Here is a 15,933-nt window from a genome sequence, read left to right on the forward strand (position 1 = left end):
TCGGAACGGGCTAAACCTTAGCTATCCGCTAACGTAACTGTTTTGCCCAATACCTAATCATTGTAGTGGCAGAGTAACAATTACTGTTGTACCAACACCCTGCTCACTTTCTAATTGAATATGACCTCCATGCAACTCCACACATTTTTTAACTATAGTGAGTCCTAGTCCTGTTCCTTGAATTACACCCACATTGCTGGCGCGATAGAAGGTTTGAAATAGATGAGTTTGGTCTTTGAGAGGAATTCCCATCCCCCGATCTTTGATCTGGAAAATGGCGAGGCGATTTTTGCAAATCAAATCAAACCAAATAGTGTCATTCTCAGGGGAATATTTGATGGCATTGGAAATCAAGTTGGTTAAGATACAATTTAGTAGGTCTTCATCTATTTGGGCTTGGATCGATTCACCTTGAAAAGTAAAAATAATGCTGTGCTTACTACCTGCATTTAGTTGAAGAATATCTGTGAGTTCGCTACAGAAATTTTCTAAATTTAAAAGTGTAGGTTTGTATTCGAGTTTAGCTGCTTCCGTTTTACTCAAGAATAATATCTCATCTAAGAGATTAAGCATCTGGTTGATAGCATTTTGTATTCGCTCGAAATATTTAGTTCTCCGGGCATCAGTTAGTTTATTGCTGTTGTATTCAAGGATATCTACAGCCGTCCGAATCGTAGTCATAGGGGTGCGGAACTCGTGAGAAACCATTGCTACAAAGTTTGACTTTAACTCGTTGAGTTCCTGTTCTTTTGCCAGCGCTTGACGGGTGCATTCTTCACTTTCGCGTAGTTGGTTGAGAATTTCGCTTCTTTCAATGGCATAGCGAATGGCACGCACTAACCGTTGTATAGTTATTTTATCTTTAACTAGATAGTCTTGCGCTCCTTCTGCCAATGCTTGTAGTGCTAAATCTTCATCATCAATACCTGTTAATACCACAACTGGGATATCAGGTACTGCTGCCCTAAATTCTTTTAATGTGTCCAGTCCAATAGAGTCTGCAAGGCTGAGGTCTAACAAAACTAGGTCGAATCTGCGTTGCTTTCTACCCCCTATCTGAGAATTATCAAGGGTGGACGCAGAGTTTTCCCTGCTAGCTTCTATTGCCTCAGATAACCGTTCAACATGTAACATCTGCCATTGTTCTTGATCTGTATTTCTAAATATCCGGTGTAGCAAATGAGCATCACTTGCACTATCTTCTACTAATAGAATGTGAATTGTGAGCTTTTCCATAGTACAGGGTTATATCAATTTGTTAGATAATCACCTGATTTCCTATTTTTTAGATAGGGATAGAAATCATGCGTTTATTAGAAGGTTACTAGGCGGTTATTAAATATATATTTAAAGATACCTTAATTTGCGTTGAGAGTAAAATAAAATAGTGTTCCTACGCCCGTCCCAGTTCTGACTCAGCCTCAATGCGACCACCATACTGTTCTCGACGAGTATGAAGACGGCCGAAAACCTCAGAAATTCGCTCAAGATATTGAGACCATTATCCTGAGCGATCGCTATATGTAAATTACTAAGAGCTAGACTGAGGACAGTATCACAGTCAACGAGAAAAAATTTCTGACCGCAAGTACCCACACAAAAATAAACATAGCTGCGGTAAGCTACGCTAACGCACCAACGTAGAGACAATGCAATTTTTGACACAAAAAACAAGTGAAGATGTAGTGTAACACCACATCTCCACTCTAAATTTACTGTATTAGGGTTACAACAAAAGACCCCACCATCTGATTAAAACTTGGGAAAGTTCAAATTAATTAACGTGACTCAGTTCCTTGATTGGGGCTACCTACTACACCATCGTTTTCTGGTGCTTCTGGAGTAGCAGTGGATTTAGCATCACTCTTTTCCGCATTACCAGTTTTGCGGATACTTTCGTTGATAGGGGTTTCGCCGTCAGGAGAAGCGGTAGACGCAGGTTGTTCATTATTAGATTTTTGTTGTTCAGCCATGATTACATTCCTAATTATTTATCCTTGGGATCATCTTAAAAAATTAGGAGTATGAGTGCATCTATCTAGAATATAGTTATGGTTGATTCCTCCCTCTATCATAAGTATTGTTTTGTAGTACTCATCTCTGCTGACAAAAATCCATAAATATAGAAGTTGTTAACCTTAGAACCCTTGCTATCGTTAATGGAGAACCTAGAAGGGGTTTTATCTCCGAGATGCTTTTAAAATTGCTTTATTGATAGTTGCCAGGAAATAGCAAGCGATCTGAGTCTGGCTAGGCAAATAATATGGTGTGATGATTGTGATACAAACTATCAAAGTCTAATTAATGAACCAGAACAATCTATCGTTACCATCTGGATGTGTCCTTCGCAAGGCAACCTCTGGGGATCAGTGGTCGATTCGATTGCTGGTATTTTCAGCGAAACTCGACCCAACCCAATTAAATTGGCAGCAATTTTGGGTAATTGAATACAATCAAAATCTGATAGCTTGTGGACAGCTGCGTAATTTTTCAGGGGCACAAGAACTTGGTAGCTTGGTCGTTGCATCAGCTTGGAGAGGTCGCGGTTTGGGTAGTTTGCTAACGCAGCATTTGATTAATAGAGCAACGCAACCACTTTATCTGGAATGCTTAGGTAAACGGCTGGTGCAGTTTTACAGTCGCTTTGACTTTGTACCAATATCTTTTGAAGACTTGCCACAATTTCCCAAGACAATAGGCTTATCTACGCTCAAGGATAAATTTAGATTCTCACAGTTAGCTAAAAGGCTGCTCAAAGTTCCTGTGGTATTTATGGAATATCGAGGTCAGACTAATTCGTAATTTGTAATTTAGGATATCCACAACAAGGCTTGATACAAGATGTTTCCAGCCCTTTACTCTCCCCATTTCCTATTTCAACTTAGAGGTTTAGCAAAAATTGTCAGTAAGACAGGCCCTAGTAAATAATGATGATTTAAACACAATAGCCCAGCAGAGGAGCCAAGAAGTTGACGTTGATTAGGGCTGTAGAGTCTAATTCCACGGGGAGAGACTGGCAATAATTGAGGTTCTGTCTCTTTTTGAGAAGTAATGTCAACCAAATAAAAGCGTCCACCGGGAGAAAGTACCCGTGCTATCTCACTAACCACCTGTTTTGGTTCCAAATAGTGCAAGAAGCTGATAGTGCTGAAAACGGCATCAAATTGGCCATCAGCAAAGGGAAGAGACTCAGCTTTGCCCTCAATATAAATTAAGCGTGGACGGTGGCGGTTGCTCTGTCTTGCTACCCGCAACATATTAGCAGATAAATCCAATCCGGTAGCTCGCAAATCGGGAAACTGAGTAGCAAGGCGCTCAAGTAAGCGTCCAGTACCACAACCTATATCAAGTACATTTGCTGGCTCTGGTAAATCGACGTACTCCAGCAACCGTTGGTGAACGGCTCGATAAAACACTGAAGGAAAGAACCAATCGTAACTTGATGCCCATAGATCAAAAAGTAGCTTTTTGTTATTGAAAAAGTTATCAGTCATTAGTTTTCGCAGCTTTACGATATTTTCGCTTGCATAAATTATGTTAATGTGATAACTCACATCAGTAATTGCACTTAAAAATCTTTACTTATGTTAGCTTGATATTAAATTTATCAACAAATACGTAGACTAAATAGAAACATAAAGTACTGCCAGTAACCTGAAAAATTTTGCATCGTTAAGGGATTGAGCCAAAATGTTTGTCAAATAGTGCCAATTTGCTGAAAAGCCTGTCCCGTCTACATTTTTACCTTGAAAATCGAGCTTTCCTACTAGGTAAAGGTTAGGGGGTTAGGTTTTGGATGGGTTTTTCAATATGAACTGAAAAGTCAGGACAAATTATCGGGAACTGTAGTACTTGAATGTGTAGTTAACATTACTCCTTCTATCTCTGTAGAGAACCAAAGAAAAAGTAATAAGTGCATAAAACTACAAAACCGAACTGTATTTATTTATAGAGGTTCAAATACAAAAAACTTAATCTAGTTTGAAATTATCAAGGTGAAAAATTATGACAAGCTTTATGCAAGTTCACTTACACAACGATCTACTACACCCAGTCCGCGAGTGGCTGGAAACGATAGAAATTCATAACTCCAAATTGGCTCATTTCCTATGCAAAGCTATTCCTGCTCAATGTCCCTTTGAGCGAGACATCACACTGCTTGGCCGGAAGCTATTTCATATTCCACCTATGTGTAAATTAAATCCTCTATACGAGGAAGTGGTTGGTTTGCGTTTTAGAGCGCTCTGTTATCTTGCCGATGAATGTGGTGAAGATATCACAGCTTATTGCTGATAGCCAGTTGGATTGTTGTTTGATCGAGCAGCGATCGCTAATTGCAGATTTACGGTTGTTACTTACTCAGGTTTATACTAAGCTAACGTACACCTAATTAGATGTTTGGCTATTAAGTAGCTGGCACTATTGTTGCTTCCCGTATCCTGCTGAAATTATTAAGATCATCATGACGCACATCTTACTGATTGAAGATGAGGTCAAACTGGCACGATTTATCGAATTGGAATTGAATTATGAAGGCTATCAAGTCAGTATTGCCTACGATGGATTAACTGCACTCACCGCAGCCAGGGAGTTGCATCTGGATTTAGTAATTTTAGACTGGATGTTGCCTGGGTTATCGGGTTTGGAAATTTGCAGCCGCTTGCGGAGTATAGCCGAGAAAGTGCCGATAATCTTATTAACCGTCAAAGATGAAGTGAGCGATCGCATTGCAGGTTTAGACGCTGGTGCTGATGATTACCTCGTTAAACCCTTCAGCGTTGATGAATTATTAGCCAGAGTCAGCGCTCACCTACGAAGAAGCAACCAAGCAGAGTACGCAGATGTTTTAGAATTTGAAGACCTAAGTTTAAATCGTTGCACGCGGGAAGTGTACCGAGATCGGCGGTTAATTGAGTTAACTGCGAAGGAATTTGATTTACTAGAATATTTACTGGCCCATCCGCGACAGATAATTAGCTGCGATCGCATTTTAGAGGAAGTCTGGGGTTATGACTTCATGGGCGATGCCAACATCATTGAACCTTACATTAACTACCTGCGCCTGAAACTTGAAGCCAATAACGAAAAGTGCCTCATTCAAACTGTGATCGGTGTTGGCTACACATTGCATGATTGAATTGGGGATTGGGGATTGGGGATTGGGGNGGATTGGGGGGAGGCAAGCAAAAGACTTTTCAATAATTCTTCCTTATTCCCTCAGTGCCTATTGCCCAAAAGCAAAAGGCTTCACCATAGCAAACTTTGGCGTTTTTGGCAATCTCTACAACAACTCATCCAACTTAGAGTTAATTATATTAGGATGCACAAAGCTATCATCATCCAAAATCCAAAACTCAAAGTGGCATGACCTATCTAGAAACAGCAGCGCAGTTCTACCGCGAAGTTGCCCAAACCCCGCAAGTTGGACTTTGTTGTGTACAAAGTACGCCCCTGCAACTACCAGGATTGAAAATTCCTTTGCCAATGCAGGAAATGAATTATGGTTGTGGCACCACTGTTCACCCCACCGAACTAGGAAACCAACCTACAGTGCTGTACGTTGGCGTTGGTGGCGGCTTAGAAGCGTTGCAATTCGCTTATTTTTCCCGTTATGCAAGTGCTGTAATTGCCGTTGAACCAGTTGGGGCCATGCAAGAAGCAGCTGCACGTAATTTGGAAATTGCTGCTCAAGAAAACCCCTGGTTTAACACCAGCTTTGTCGAAATCCGCGAAGGTGATGCTTTTAATTTACCTGTTGCTGATGCTAGCGTCGATATCGTGGCACAAAATTGCCTTTTCAACATCTTTGAACCAGAAGATTTAACTCGTGCTTTAAAAGAAGCATATCGGGTGTTAAAACCAGGTGGACGCTTGCAGATGAGCGATCCAATTGCTACTCGTCCCATTCCAGCACATCTTCAACAAGATGAGCGACTCAGAGCCATGTGTTTATCAGGCGCACTCACATATCAAGAGTATACTGAAAGAATTATAAATGCTGGTTTTGGTCAAGTTGAAATTCGTGCCCGTCGTCCCTATCGCCTACTAGATTCCCAGACTTATAGTTTAGAAGAAAACCTACTTTTAGAAAGTCTGGATTCTGTCTCATTTAAAGTTGCAATTCCAGAGGATGGTGCTTGCATTTTCACTGGAAAAACAGCAATTTATGCTGGTACTGAACCCTTCTTTGACGATTTGGCAGGTCATTTACTTCAGCTAGGTATTCCGGCTGCGGTGTGTGATAAAACTGCTGCTAAACTTGCTGCTAGCAAGCCAGCAGAAATAATTGTTACCGATTCAACCTGGCACTATAGCGGTGGTGGCTGCTGTTAATTTATTCAGAAGGAATTCAGGTGTCAGGAGTCAGAATTTAGAATGGTTCCTGTGCGACACTTCTCTACGAGACGCTCCGCGTAGCTTGCTTCCCCGGAGGGGTACGACAAGCTCAGTGCATCGCTGGGTAATGAATGCACAATTTGAATATTTCACTAATTACATTCTGGATTCTGAATTCTGACTTTTTTCTTCTTTATAAACTCCAAGATGTTGTTAATTAGTCTGTTTTTAGCTACGCTTTTTTTAGCATATTCAAATGGAGCAAATGATAATTTTAAAGGTGTAGCGACGCTGTTTGGTAGCCGAACTAGCAGTTATCAAACAGCAATTTTGTGGGCAACTTTTACAACTTTTGCTGGTGCAATAACTGCGACTTTTTTAGCAGGAGCATTAATTAAAAACTTCTCTGGAAAAGGACTATTACCTGATGCGATCGCTAATGCCCCAGAGTTTCATCTTGCAGTCGCGATCGCGACTGGATTGACTGTACTCATTGCCACCCTCATGGGGTTTCCCATTTCCACAACTCACAGTTTAACAGGTGCGCTGGTTGGCGCTGGATTAGTTGCGATCGGACTACAAGTTAATTTTGCAGCTTTAGGAACTTCCTTTATTTTGCCTTTATTACTTAGTCCAATCATTGCTATTCCCTTGGGAGCAGGAATTTACAGCTTATCTGGCTATATTAATTCAAAATGGCATCTACCAGTCAACCAAAAAATGATTGATGGTTGCCATTTTTTCAGCGCTGGAATTGTCAGTTTTACTAGAGGATTAAATGATACTCCTAAGATTGTTTCACTCATCCTAATTATTGAGTATTTCTCGATTCAGGGAGGAATGATCACGATAGCGATCGCAATGGCACTTGGCGGTTTACTCAACTCCCAAAAAGTTGCAATAACCATGAGTGAAAAGATTACCTCAATGAATCATACTCAAGGCTTATCAGCAAATATAGTAACTGGTATTCTGGTCATTGCAGCTAGTAAGTTTGGGCTTCCAGTTTCTACCACTTACGCTTCAGTTGGTTCTATTTTTGGTGTAGGATTAATTAGCAAAAAATCTAAATCTAATTCTCGTGTTTTTTATCAGATTCTACTATCGTGGATTTTAACTTTACCAACTGCTGCAATTATTAGTGCAATAACCTACAGATTATTGCAAGGTTAGAAAAAATAAATATATTTGTGTAATTTTTCAGGAGTAGTAACTAATGCAAACTCAACCAAAAATTCTACTAGATACAGCAGTAACAGCCTTTAAAAACAAACTCAGTTCACCTTTGACAAAAAAAGGAATCACTGTTTTACAAGTTAATCTAGGTAAGCTTTGTAATCTTGCTTGTACACACTGTCATGTCGAAGCCGGGCCAAAACGTACAGAAGAACTTTCTCCCGAAATTTGCGAACAATTGATTTCACTAATCCATAAATTTCCCGAAATTAAAATTGTGGATTTGACTGGTGGCGCACCCGAAATGAATTATGGATTTAAACCACTGGTAGAAGCAGCAAAAGCAACTGGTAAACAAGTAATTGTCCGGTCTAATTTGACTATTTATTTTGAAGATGGATTTGGTGATTTACCAGAATACTTTGCTAAACACCAAGTAAGAGTTGTAGCTTCTCTACCCTGTTACCTAGCAGATAATGTTGATAAAATGCGCGGTACTGGTGTTTTTGATAGTTCAGTCAAAGCTTTGCAGTGGCTTAACCAACTCGGCTATGGTAAAGACCAAAACTTAATTTTGGACTTGGTTTTTAATCCTCAGTTGCCTACCAATGAAAAATTTTCTTTAGCTCCCGAACAGAGTAATCTAGAACGAGATTACAAAATGTTCTTACAAGAACATTTTAATATTGTGTTTAATAACCTCTTCACCTTTACCAATCTACCAGTTGGTAGAACCAAAATGCATTTAGAACGGAGAAAACTATACGCTAGCTATTTGCAGTTTTTAGAGTCGCATTTTAATCCCAGCACAGTTGAACATTTAATGTGTCGCGATGAACTTTCAATTGACTATCTGGGCAATGTATATGATTGTGACTTTAACCAAATGATGAATTTGCCTGCAAAAAGTCGCAATGGTGAAACTTTGACAGTTGGTAAATTGTTAAAAGCTGGCAATTTAGACCTGATTAGTGAGGTACAAACTGCTACTTATTGCTATGGTTGTACCGCTGGGTGTGGTTCTAGTTGTGGTGGCGCTTTGCTCTAAGAACTAGAGCATTTACTTTTCTGGCCCGACATCTCTCAGCAAGAGTCAGCATTTGTACATCGCTTTGCAGTTCGACACTGCTGGCTTGGGCTGTTGAACACGCATAAACACTTAGTAAACGTTATCGTCTAGATTGCGATGATTCGCCTCCGCGCCTGAGAGTAGTATATGAAGGCTTTGGTTTCCGTCATCACAGCCAGAGACAAGTTGGTGCTTATTTCGTCTCTTGCTATGAATATCAAATACCTCCACAAATTATCTAAATTGATATGTCTTTTATCGATGAAATTAATCCTGTCAATGCTTTGATTGTGGGAGCCAGCCAAGGTATTGGTTTGGGTTGTGTGAAAAAATTGCTACAAGATCGCAGAATAGCTAAAATTTATGCAACTTCTCGTCAACCGAAATCGGCCTCAGAGTTAATAGCTCTTGCAGACGAATGTCCTGAGCGATTAATTTGTTTGGAGATGGATATTACTGACGAGTTACAGATTATTGAAGCTGTTCAAAAAATACATACTCAAGTTGACAAACTGCATTTGGTAGTCAACTGTGTAGGACTGTTACATGAAGATACTTTGCAACCTGAAAAAAGCTTAAGACAGATCAATTCAGAAAATTTGCTGCGCTACTTTCAGATAAATAGTATTGGTGCTGTCTTACTGGCTAAACATTTATTGCCTCTGTTTCGTCATGGAGAACGCAGCGTGTTCGCCACTATTTCTGCTAAATTGGGCAGTATTGGCGATAACCAACTTGGTGGATGGTATGGCTATCGGGCTTCTAAAGCAGCACTCAATATGTTGATGCGAACTGCGGCAATTGAGTATAAAAGAAGTTGTCCAAAAGCATTAATAGTAACATTGCATCCTGGTACAACTGATACCCGCCTTTCTCGTCCTTTCCAGGGAAATGTACCTGCAAAAAAATTATTTTCAGTGGAACGTACTGTTACCCAATTATTGGCTGTCATCGAACAGCTTCAAGAAGGTGATAGTGGACAGTTTTTCTCATGGGATGGGAGCAGATTGCCTTGGTAATTGCGTTACGCTTGTGCTAGTGAAACTCATGTTATTCGTAACCAAAGCCTATGAAGTTTTTTGTGCCAGCAGCCAAGGATAATATCAAAGCGGAGAAGCTATGACTAACATTCAGATTTCCTTACCTGAGTCGATGAAAGTCTTTGTCGAAGAACAAGTAGCTAAAGGCGGTTATAGTTCAGCCAGTGAATATCTTCAAGAGCTAATCTTTCAAGATCAACAGCGCAAAAGTCAAGAAGGAAAATGCGCTCAATTGATGGCGAAGCTTCACACACACAGGGTCAACTGAACGATGAGGAGTTTGAAGTAGTTGCAGATAAGTTAGCTGATGAATTTGCAGCATACTTTGGGTCAAATATACCTGTGCTGTCAGATTATGCTGTGACTCGTGAAAGTATTTATGAGGATCATCCTTAGCAGTGGTATACCTCATAGACACTAACATCCTACTGCGTTTTGTAGATCGACTTTCGTAATAAATTTTATAGTACAAAAATACTTAAACAGATAAAGGTGCGTTACTCTGGTGCTAATGTACCTTGCTTGATAGTAAATTAAAGCTAAAAATGGGAAGTATCTATAATCAAGATTTCTTTAATAATTTAGTTTTGAATCCATCTGAAAGTTTATCTGTAGAGATTAAAAGATGGATCGATCCTCAATCTAAAGAGGGTATGGCGAAGATAGCCAAGGCTTGCATTGCCCTCAGAAATAATGATGGAGGTATATTTTTGATTGGTTTCAACAATGATGGTTCTCCTGATATTCAGGGAGCGCATCAAAATCCAAGAGAAAGTTTTCATGCTGATGTTATTCAGTCTATTGCCAGTAAATTTTGCAGTCAATCTTTTGAAGTAAAAATTCACTATCTTAAAACAGATGGTCAAGAGTATCCAGCATTAGAGATTCCTTCTGGATTTATAACACCTGTAGCAGCAAAGGCTGGCTTAAAGGATGAACAAAGTAAGGATATAATTAAAGCTCATAGTGTTTATGTGCGAAGTCTGAATACAAATAATACTGTTAGCAGTTCAGAACCTCGCTGTAATGACTGGGAACGCATCATGAATTTATGCTTCGAGAATCGTGAAGCAGATATTGGTCGTTTTTTACGCCGCCATCTTGGTAGTGTCACGCCTTCTCTGTTCCGTGAATTGGCTTCCACAATTGCACAAGGAATACAACCAGAGGAATCAATTGAAGATATACTGCGATGTTATCTTCAAGAAAGTGAAGAAAGATTTAACACCGTAGTTAAAGAACGTAGTATTACTTTACCGGAGCATGGTACTTCGCAGGTAGCATTAATAATTATTGGAGAAGTACCTCGACACTCTGCAAATGAGCAATTCTTTAATATCTTGAGTTTTAATAATCCTAAATATACTGGTTGGCCTGTGTGGCTAGATAGTCGAGGTTTCGTTGACAAAGACCAACCTTATGTTTATAACGGAGCTTGGGAAGCACTTATTGTTAGTCTGGATTCTGGTTGGAGCAGGGACATTGACTTTATGCGGTTCGATCCAAAGGGTAAATTTTATCTGAGGCGAGCATTAGAAGATGATATGTCAGTCAAGAATTACGCACCCCCCCCCTATGACAGTTCTTGATTTTGCTCTACCTGTAATTAGAACGGCTGAAGCTATAGCAGTTGGTATTGAGTTTGCAAAGGCAATGGGTTGTGAGCCAGAAAAAACGCAATTAGCTTTTGCATTTAAATGGACTGGCTTGCGGGGACGTAGACTTAGTTCTTGGGCAAATCAAGAGCGTTCTATTTATTTACAAGGTTCAGCATATCAAGATGAAGTTTTGGCGTTCATTAATCTACCGCTTGAAACACCTCGCTCGGCGTTAGCACAGTACGTTAATCAGGCTGTTAGCCCTTTGTTTACGATTTTTAATGGATATCAACTGAGTATAGATGTAATCGAAGATTTAACTCGACGGTTGATAGAAAGAAAGTTGTAGTCAGAATACTAAAAACTGGGAAACTCTAACTCAGCACTTCCCCGTCCTAACTGTGCTGTCTCAGATGGTAGGTGTCGCTCTAACCAATCTTCCAAATCAGCCATTACCTCTCGATAATTGAGGTCACGCTGAATTTCGTGATAGGCTTCTGGATACTCAATTCTCAGCTTATCTGTATACTTTACCCGTTGATAAAAGATGTCGCTTCCCACAGGTAAAGCAACTCGGTCTGCACCACCGTGGAGAATCAACAATGGTAATTGCCAATCACCTGCTTTAGCATTAATCCAATCAACTGTTGCAAAGAATTCTGTAGCTAGACGGGCAGTAGCAAGGGTATGTCGCAGTGTATCCTGAGCGATCGCAGCTAAAACTTGCGGATCTCGTGAACCAGCACTGATATCAATGCCTGTATTCAGGGTGAAACGCGGCCACACCCGTGAGAGCATTTTTCCTAAAAGTACCCGAATCGGTGAAACCCCAACTTTCCCCAAGGTTGGCGCAAGAGCGATCGCACCCTGCAATAATGATGCTTGTTGGGGATAGCGCAGAATGTAATCTAAGACAATCACCGCGCCTAAACTGTGACCCAAGAGAAAAACTGGACATCCAGGATTTTGAGTCTGAATTAACTGTAAAAAGGCTTGCAGGTCTTCACGAAACTCACTCCAAGCGTTGATATAGCCTTGCTGACCTGGTGAGCGTCCATGACCGCGCAAATCTAAGGCGTAAACAGCGTATTGCTTGGGTATCAAATGCTCAATCACATTACTGTAGCGATCGCTATGCCCTCCGAGTCCATGCACAATGGCTAATATTGCCCGAACTTTACCCTCTGGATGCCAGCTTTGATAATACAGTTCAATTCCTCCAACACCTTGGAATCTGCCTTCTTTACGAGAAGCTAGGCGATCGCTATGGTCAATCATAGAGTTAATTTTTTACGTATTTTCCCAACAAGCTACTAAAAAGTCAACATCTAATAGAGTAATTACAGTTAATTGAGTTACCCTCATGTAGTTAAAATATCCTGAAAATAATTCCACAACTTCTAACCCTGGGTTGGTTAATAATATGACCTCAAGAATTACGATTATTTTATGAATTCAAAGAGGGTATTATCAAAAGTTCTTCTAGGGAATCTGTTCGGCAAGACCTAGCTGATGGGGTAACTTCCAATTCAAAATCTAGCCATCAGCAGGAAGATAATACACAATCAGAAACTTTGCCACCCTTGAGTGCTGCCGCAATCAAGCGAGTAAAAGAGGGTGTAGCTGCGGCTAGCGATCGCGCTGTTCGCCAGATTATCGAAAAAACTCTCAATCGCCTGGAAGCTATTAGTCAAGGGCATTCCGAACCTAGAGCCAACTCTGGGTTACGTCGCTTTGTGATGCGATCGCTCATCCATTCCTTTTTCAAAATAAGGGTTGAACACCTTGAAAGGATACCTCAGAAAGCTGCAATTCTAGCAGTCAACCATCTCCACCACATCGATCCCTTACTCCTCCTAGCTGAACTCCCCACTCAACCTTACTATTACATCCTGGGCGATGCCCGTACCCTCTATAACAAGTGGTGGAAGCGCTTTATCCTGGATTTAGCAGGGGGCGTGATTCCTTTGGAACGGGTGTGGAAAGAAGAAATTGCTGTCATAGAAGCGGCTAAAGCAGGAAGGCAAGATTTAGTTGACCTCGCCGCAGTAATTAAACAGACAGTACCCACAGGGGAAGACATGCATACACTGCGACAAATAGACCGGATTATTCTGGCAATTTTGACTCGTGGAGATGGGATGATTCTCTTTCCCGAAGGAAGGCTAGGAACTGCTGAGACTCAATTGCATCTCCCTTTGAAGCGCGGGACTGTAATTTATGCCTTGCGGGCTGGTGTACCGATTATTCCAGTTGGGCTGATTGGAACTCATGACCTTTATTTGGGAAAAGAGTTAACAATTCGGGTAGGCGAACCGTTACACTTTCCCCAAACAACCAGACCAAATCGCCAGGAAGTAGACATCGCTTTAGAAAAATTGCAAAGTGCGATGCTGGCTCTTTTGCCAACTGATTACCCTGAACCAACAGGATTAAAGCTGTTAGGTTATTTACTCAATCATATATTGTGGTGAGAGATTATTATTCTAAAAAGTTTGTAACTTTGAAATTTGATGTTCCCTCCCAACAGTGGTTTAAAAATGCGTTTACCTGAGCATCTGCTGAATCAGCCGATTCTCTAGATGCATTAAATTGCACTGCTGTCACAATGTATTCAAAGATAATTACAAACTGCTTTTGGGGTGAAATTCTTTCGACTACAATTGTTTCACCTAGCTTCGGGATTTGAGGTAAATTTACCACAAACGTCTCAATTTTCGGTTTATCTAATGGATTTTTGAAATTGAAGTATTTACAGTAAACAATAACTTTCACTTAGACAACCACCAATAACATTATAGATAATCAAAATTATCCTTGAATTGAAAAATTGTAAATACAGTAGGGGCACAACATTTTGTGCCCCTACTGTACCTTAAATTTACCTGAAATATGCTGTATAATAGCTTCTTAAAAAATATCTGCCAGATGATACCAATTCTCCAACATAAGACTACAGATATAGAAACCAAAATTAAATCTGATAAGTATTAATTACGAATTACGAATTACGAATTACGAATTACGAATTACGAATTAGTATTATTTCCCCTGCCATAGCTGCCGCAACGACTGAAAAATCTTTACAAATCTCTCTTCTAGCCAGACCATAACATAATCAAGCCATTCCAGAAGTTGCTCTAAGGGGTGCTTTTCATAGCCAGTTGAAGTTGCTGTAGTTTCTATCCAGTCTGGCTGTGCCTCAACTTGACTGCTTTGGTGAAATTGCTGTTGTAAAATTTCCCCTTTACGACTCTCGCTTTTAGTTTGGGAAATGCGGGTTTGAATTTGTTTTACAGAGGCGACTTTTCCAGATGTTTTTTGACTTGAGGTAAGATTACGACTTGGTTGTTTTCTTTGTACCAAACCAGATCCGACTTTAGGTTGTTTTACACTCAAATTCTTTTGTGGAAAATGCCTTATTGATAAACTTGGGGCTAAAGCAGAATTTATCTTCCCAGAAACTGTAACTGGCTTTTCAGCAACGGTTTCGGTGTCACCAAATAAATCATTCCATGTTAACCAAGGATCGTCTGCTAAATCCTGCTTCTCTCCCAGAGAGCTTTTAGACAAGGCTTTTCTAAGGGGTGACGAGAAGAGTTTACCTGGCAATCTTTCATTACTGGTTGTTGTCTCAAGTGTTTTTCTATTACCAACACCAAAAAAGTAATTAAGTGCCGCCTCAATCAAAGCCTGAAAATCCTGTGAATGAGTTTCTAAACCATCACCTTTGGGCGCAATTTCTCCTTTGGCAGCTAATTGCTCTTTGCCATAAAGAAATATGTTTAACTGAGTTTGGGCAACTTGGACAATTTCCTGGCTACGTTCTTGCACTGGGACTAAAGCATTAGATTCCAATTTAGCAATGGCTATATCTAGAAATGCTAATAATTTATCTGTATTAAGTAAATCTTTTGGTATACCCTCGGCTAAAACTGGAATTTGGGCTGGATTTACGTCAGTGAGTTTTGCTAATAATCGGTCAATTTGTGGTAATAACTGTGTCTCTTTTTTAGCGACAATCAAACGCCAATACTGCCAGTAATTAGCAACTTCGTTAATAATTCGGTCTTCTAATTTTGCCTGTTGTTCCGGTGTTAAGATATCTAGAATTTCATTGTCGGCAGTAACAAGTACTAAATTTCGACTCATCAAATTTGTGGCAATTCCTCGCACTATTGGAAGACGCTGTTGAAGGGCATTGTCTAATTGTGAAGTGTTGAAACTGACAGCTTGATTATCTGTAATATTTGATGATTGAGTAAGATTAGAGTTATTTTCAACAGATTTCAGCCGAAAAACTCCCAATAAAGCCAAGGGATTAAAATATTCAGATGCTTTCGTAGAGGTCGAGGCGGGTTCATCTGATGACAGATAATTGACTGCTTCTAGTACATTTTGAATGGGACTATCAGCATTGGGTAGAGTTTCGGGCTGGAAATCGGTATCATTTGGTTGTAACTTTAATCTAGTTTGTGGTTCTTTAGTATGTAGCGTTTTCCCAGATGATTCAGATGACTGAAACAGTAGATACACTGGGTAAAGTAGTACCTCGACACCCCACTTAGTAGCGACTTGCAAATGCCGGAAGGTGTGTTCCCACTGTTGTGTCACCCGCCGAGATTGCTGGTGGACAAAGTTAAATAGTCTGCTTTGATAACGACCAGAGGAACCAGAAGACATAGTAGTAATTTTTTAGTTCAAGTCTTGTTAA

Annotated in this window: 17 protein-coding genes; 11 read left to right on the forward strand and 6 right to left on the reverse strand. The window is 40.1% G+C overall.

The genetic code is table 11. The features are described from left to right. Nucleotides 1-57: 57 nt before the first annotated feature. Together CDG76_RS12045 and CDG76_RS12050 are read right to left on the reverse strand one after the other, a co-directional pair. On the reverse strand, nt 58-1,236 hold the full coding sequence (locus tag CDG76_RS12045; RefSeq protein WP_094349233.1) for a hybrid sensor histidine kinase/response regulator: 1,179 nt from the start codon (nt 1,234-1,236) through the stop codon (nt 58-60). A 542-nt stretch (nt 1,237-1,778) separates the two neighbouring features. Further along, nucleotides 1,779-1,973, reverse strand: a complete 195-nt coding sequence (locus CDG76_RS12050; protein ID WP_094349234.1) for a hypothetical protein — start codon at nt 1,971-1,973, stop codon at nt 1,779-1,781. A gap of 331 nt (nt 1,974-2,304) precedes the next feature. Between CDG76_RS12050 and CDG76_RS12055 the strand changes: the two genes are divergently transcribed. Beyond that, a complete protein-coding gene (locus CDG76_RS12055) occupies nt 2,305-2,802 on the forward strand; it encodes a GNAT family N-acetyltransferase (protein ID WP_094349235.1) in 498 nt (165 codons plus the stop codon). A 74-nt stretch (nt 2,803-2,876) separates the two neighbouring features. On the opposite strand, the gene CDG76_RS12060 is transcribed toward CDG76_RS12055, so the two are convergent. Next, nucleotides 2,877-3,494 (reverse strand): class I SAM-dependent methyltransferase, encoded by a 618-nt coding sequence (locus tag CDG76_RS12060; protein WP_094349236.1) that lies wholly within the window; start codon nt 3,492-3,494, stop codon nt 2,877-2,879. Nucleotides 3,495-4,005: 511 nt separating this feature from the next. Here CDG76_RS12060 and CDG76_RS12065 point away from each other — a divergent pair. The 9 genes from CDG76_RS12065 to CDG76_RS12105 all read left to right on the forward strand — a co-directional run bounded on the left by CDG76_RS12065 (nt 4,006) and on the right by CDG76_RS12105 (nt 11,568). Further along, nucleotides 4,006-4,293 (forward strand): Mo-dependent nitrogenase C-terminal domain-containing protein, encoded by a 288-nt coding sequence (locus tag CDG76_RS12065; protein WP_094349237.1) that lies wholly within the window; start codon nt 4,006-4,008, stop codon nt 4,291-4,293. A 169-nt stretch (nt 4,294-4,462) separates the two neighbouring features. Beyond that, a complete protein-coding gene (locus CDG76_RS12070; RefSeq protein ID WP_094349238.1) occupies nt 4,463-5,137 on the forward strand; it encodes a response regulator transcription factor in 675 nt (224 codons plus the stop codon). Nucleotides 5,138-5,364: 227 nt separating this feature from the next. Continuing rightward, complete coding sequence (arsM, locus tag CDG76_RS12075; protein WP_094349239.1) at nt 5,365-6,333, forward strand: arsenosugar biosynthesis arsenite methyltransferase ArsM; 969 nt, start codon at nt 5,365-5,367, stop codon at nt 6,331-6,333. 210 nt (nt 6,334-6,543) lie between these two features. Continuing rightward, nucleotides 6,544-7,509: an inorganic phosphate transporter gene (locus CDG76_RS12080; protein ID WP_094349240.1), complete on the forward strand. Its 966-nt coding sequence runs from the start codon at nt 6,544-6,546 to the stop codon at nt 7,507-7,509. 43 nt (nt 7,510-7,552) lie between these two features. Next, the gene (gene arsS / locus CDG76_RS12085; RefSeq protein ID WP_094349241.1) at nt 7,553-8,560 is read left to right on the forward strand and encodes an arsenosugar biosynthesis radical SAM (seleno)protein ArsS; all 1,008 of its coding nucleotides are present in this window, start codon (nt 7,553-7,555) and stop codon (nt 8,558-8,560) included. Between the two features lie 269 nt (nt 8,561-8,829). Beyond that, nucleotides 8,830-9,600 carry an SDR family NAD(P)-dependent oxidoreductase gene (locus CDG76_RS12090; RefSeq protein WP_094349242.1) on the forward strand — a complete coding sequence of 257 codons (771 nt, stop codon included), beginning with the start codon at nt 8,830-8,832 and terminating at the stop codon, nt 9,598-9,600. A 100-nt stretch (nt 9,601-9,700) separates the two neighbouring features. Beyond that, nucleotides 9,701-9,889 (forward strand): ribbon-helix-helix domain-containing protein, encoded by a 189-nt coding sequence (locus CDG76_RS38265; protein ID WP_223265218.1) that lies wholly within the window; start codon nt 9,701-9,703, stop codon nt 9,887-9,889. A 277-nt stretch (nt 9,890-10,166) separates the two neighbouring features. Next, on the forward strand, nt 10,167-11,210 hold the full coding sequence (locus CDG76_RS12100) for an AlbA family DNA-binding domain-containing protein (RefSeq protein ID WP_094349243.1): 1,044 nt from the start codon (nt 10,167-10,169) through the stop codon (nt 11,208-11,210). After that, nucleotides 11,197-11,568, forward strand: a complete 372-nt coding sequence (locus CDG76_RS12105) for a hypothetical protein (RefSeq protein WP_094349244.1) — start codon at nt 11,197-11,199, stop codon at nt 11,566-11,568. The genes CDG76_RS12100 and CDG76_RS12105 overlap by 14 nt, the downstream gene beginning before the upstream one ends. 8 nt (nt 11,569-11,576) lie before the next feature. On the opposite strand, the gene CDG76_RS12110 is transcribed toward CDG76_RS12105, so the two are convergent. Next, nucleotides 11,577-12,497: an alpha/beta hydrolase gene (locus CDG76_RS12110; RefSeq protein ID WP_094349245.1), complete on the reverse strand. Its 921-nt coding sequence runs from the start codon at nt 12,495-12,497 to the stop codon at nt 11,577-11,579. Nucleotides 12,498-12,802: 305 nt separating this feature from the next. On the opposite strand from CDG76_RS12110, the gene CDG76_RS12115 reads away from it, so the two are divergent. Then, nucleotides 12,803-13,693, forward strand: coding sequence for a lysophospholipid acyltransferase family protein (locus CDG76_RS12115; RefSeq protein ID WP_094349412.1), 891 nt, complete (start codon nt 12,803-12,805; stop codon nt 13,691-13,693). A 7-nt stretch (nt 13,694-13,700) separates the two neighbouring features. Here the strand turns inward: CDG76_RS12115 and CDG76_RS12120 are convergent, their stop codons facing one another. Together CDG76_RS12120 and CDG76_RS12125 are read right to left on the reverse strand one after the other, a co-directional pair. Beyond that, nucleotides 13,701-13,994, reverse strand: coding sequence for a hypothetical protein (locus tag CDG76_RS12120; RefSeq protein ID WP_094349246.1), 294 nt, complete (start codon nt 13,992-13,994; stop codon nt 13,701-13,703). 267 nt (nt 13,995-14,261) lie between these two features. Next, entirely contained in the window at nt 14,262-15,902 is a 1,641-nt protein-coding gene (locus CDG76_RS12125; RefSeq protein WP_094349247.1) for a hypothetical protein, read from the reverse strand. Between the last annotated feature and the right edge of the window lie 31 nt (nt 15,903-15,933).

Source organism: Nostoc sp. 'Peltigera membranacea cyanobiont' 210A (assembly GCF_002246015.1).
Lineage (GTDB): Bacteria > Cyanobacteriota > Cyanobacteriia > Cyanobacteriales > Nostocaceae > Nostoc.

What these genes read in the sequence shown, in the direction of transcription:
- CDG76_RS12100 (WP_094349243.1), top strand. Translation starts at nt 10,167, where the DNA reads ATGGGAAGTATCTATAATCAAGATTTCTTTAATAATTTAGTTTTGAAT.
- CDG76_RS12065 (WP_094349237.1), top strand. Translation starts at nt 4,006, where the DNA reads ATGACAAGCTTTATGCAAGTTCACTTACACAACGATCTACTACACCCA.
- CDG76_RS12125 (WP_094349247.1), bottom strand. Translation starts at nt 15,902, where the DNA reads ATGTCTTCTGGTTCCTCTGGTCGTTATCAAAGCAGACTATTTAACTTT.
- CDG76_RS12090 (WP_094349242.1), top strand. Translation starts at nt 8,830, where the DNA reads ATGTCTTTTATCGATGAAATTAATCCTGTCAATGCTTTGATTGTGGGA.
- CDG76_RS12060 (WP_094349236.1), bottom strand. Translation starts at nt 3,494, where the DNA reads ATGACTGATAACTTTTTCAATAACAAAAAGCTACTTTTTGATCTATGG.
- CDG76_RS12070 (WP_094349238.1), top strand. Translation starts at nt 4,463, where the DNA reads ATGACGCACATCTTACTGATTGAAGATGAGGTCAAACTGGCACGATTT.
- CDG76_RS12055 (WP_094349235.1), top strand. Translation starts at nt 2,305, where the DNA reads ATGAACCAGAACAATCTATCGTTACCATCTGGATGTGTCCTTCGCAAG.
- CDG76_RS38265 (WP_223265218.1), top strand. Translation starts at nt 9,701, where the DNA reads ATGACTAACATTCAGATTTCCTTACCTGAGTCGATGAAAGTCTTTGTC.
- CDG76_RS12080 (WP_094349240.1), top strand. Translation starts at nt 6,544, where the DNA reads ATGTTGTTAATTAGTCTGTTTTTAGCTACGCTTTTTTTAGCATATTCA.
- arsS (WP_094349241.1), top strand. Translation starts at nt 7,553, where the DNA reads ATGCAAACTCAACCAAAAATTCTACTAGATACAGCAGTAACAGCCTTT.
- CDG76_RS12110 (WP_094349245.1), bottom strand. Translation starts at nt 12,497, where the DNA reads ATGATTGACCATAGCGATCGCCTAGCTTCTCGTAAAGAAGGCAGATTC.
- CDG76_RS12045 (WP_094349233.1), bottom strand. Translation starts at nt 1,236, where the DNA reads ATGGAAAAGCTCACAATTCACATTCTATTAGTAGAAGATAGTGCAAGT.
- CDG76_RS12050 (WP_094349234.1), bottom strand. Translation starts at nt 1,973, where the DNA reads ATGGCTGAACAACAAAAATCTAATAATGAACAACCTGCGTCTACCGCT.
- arsM (WP_094349239.1), top strand. Translation starts at nt 5,365, where the DNA reads ATGACCTATCTAGAAACAGCAGCGCAGTTCTACCGCGAAGTTGCCCAA.
- CDG76_RS12105 (WP_094349244.1), top strand. Translation starts at nt 11,197, where the DNA reads ATGACAGTTCTTGATTTTGCTCTACCTGTAATTAGAACGGCTGAAGCT.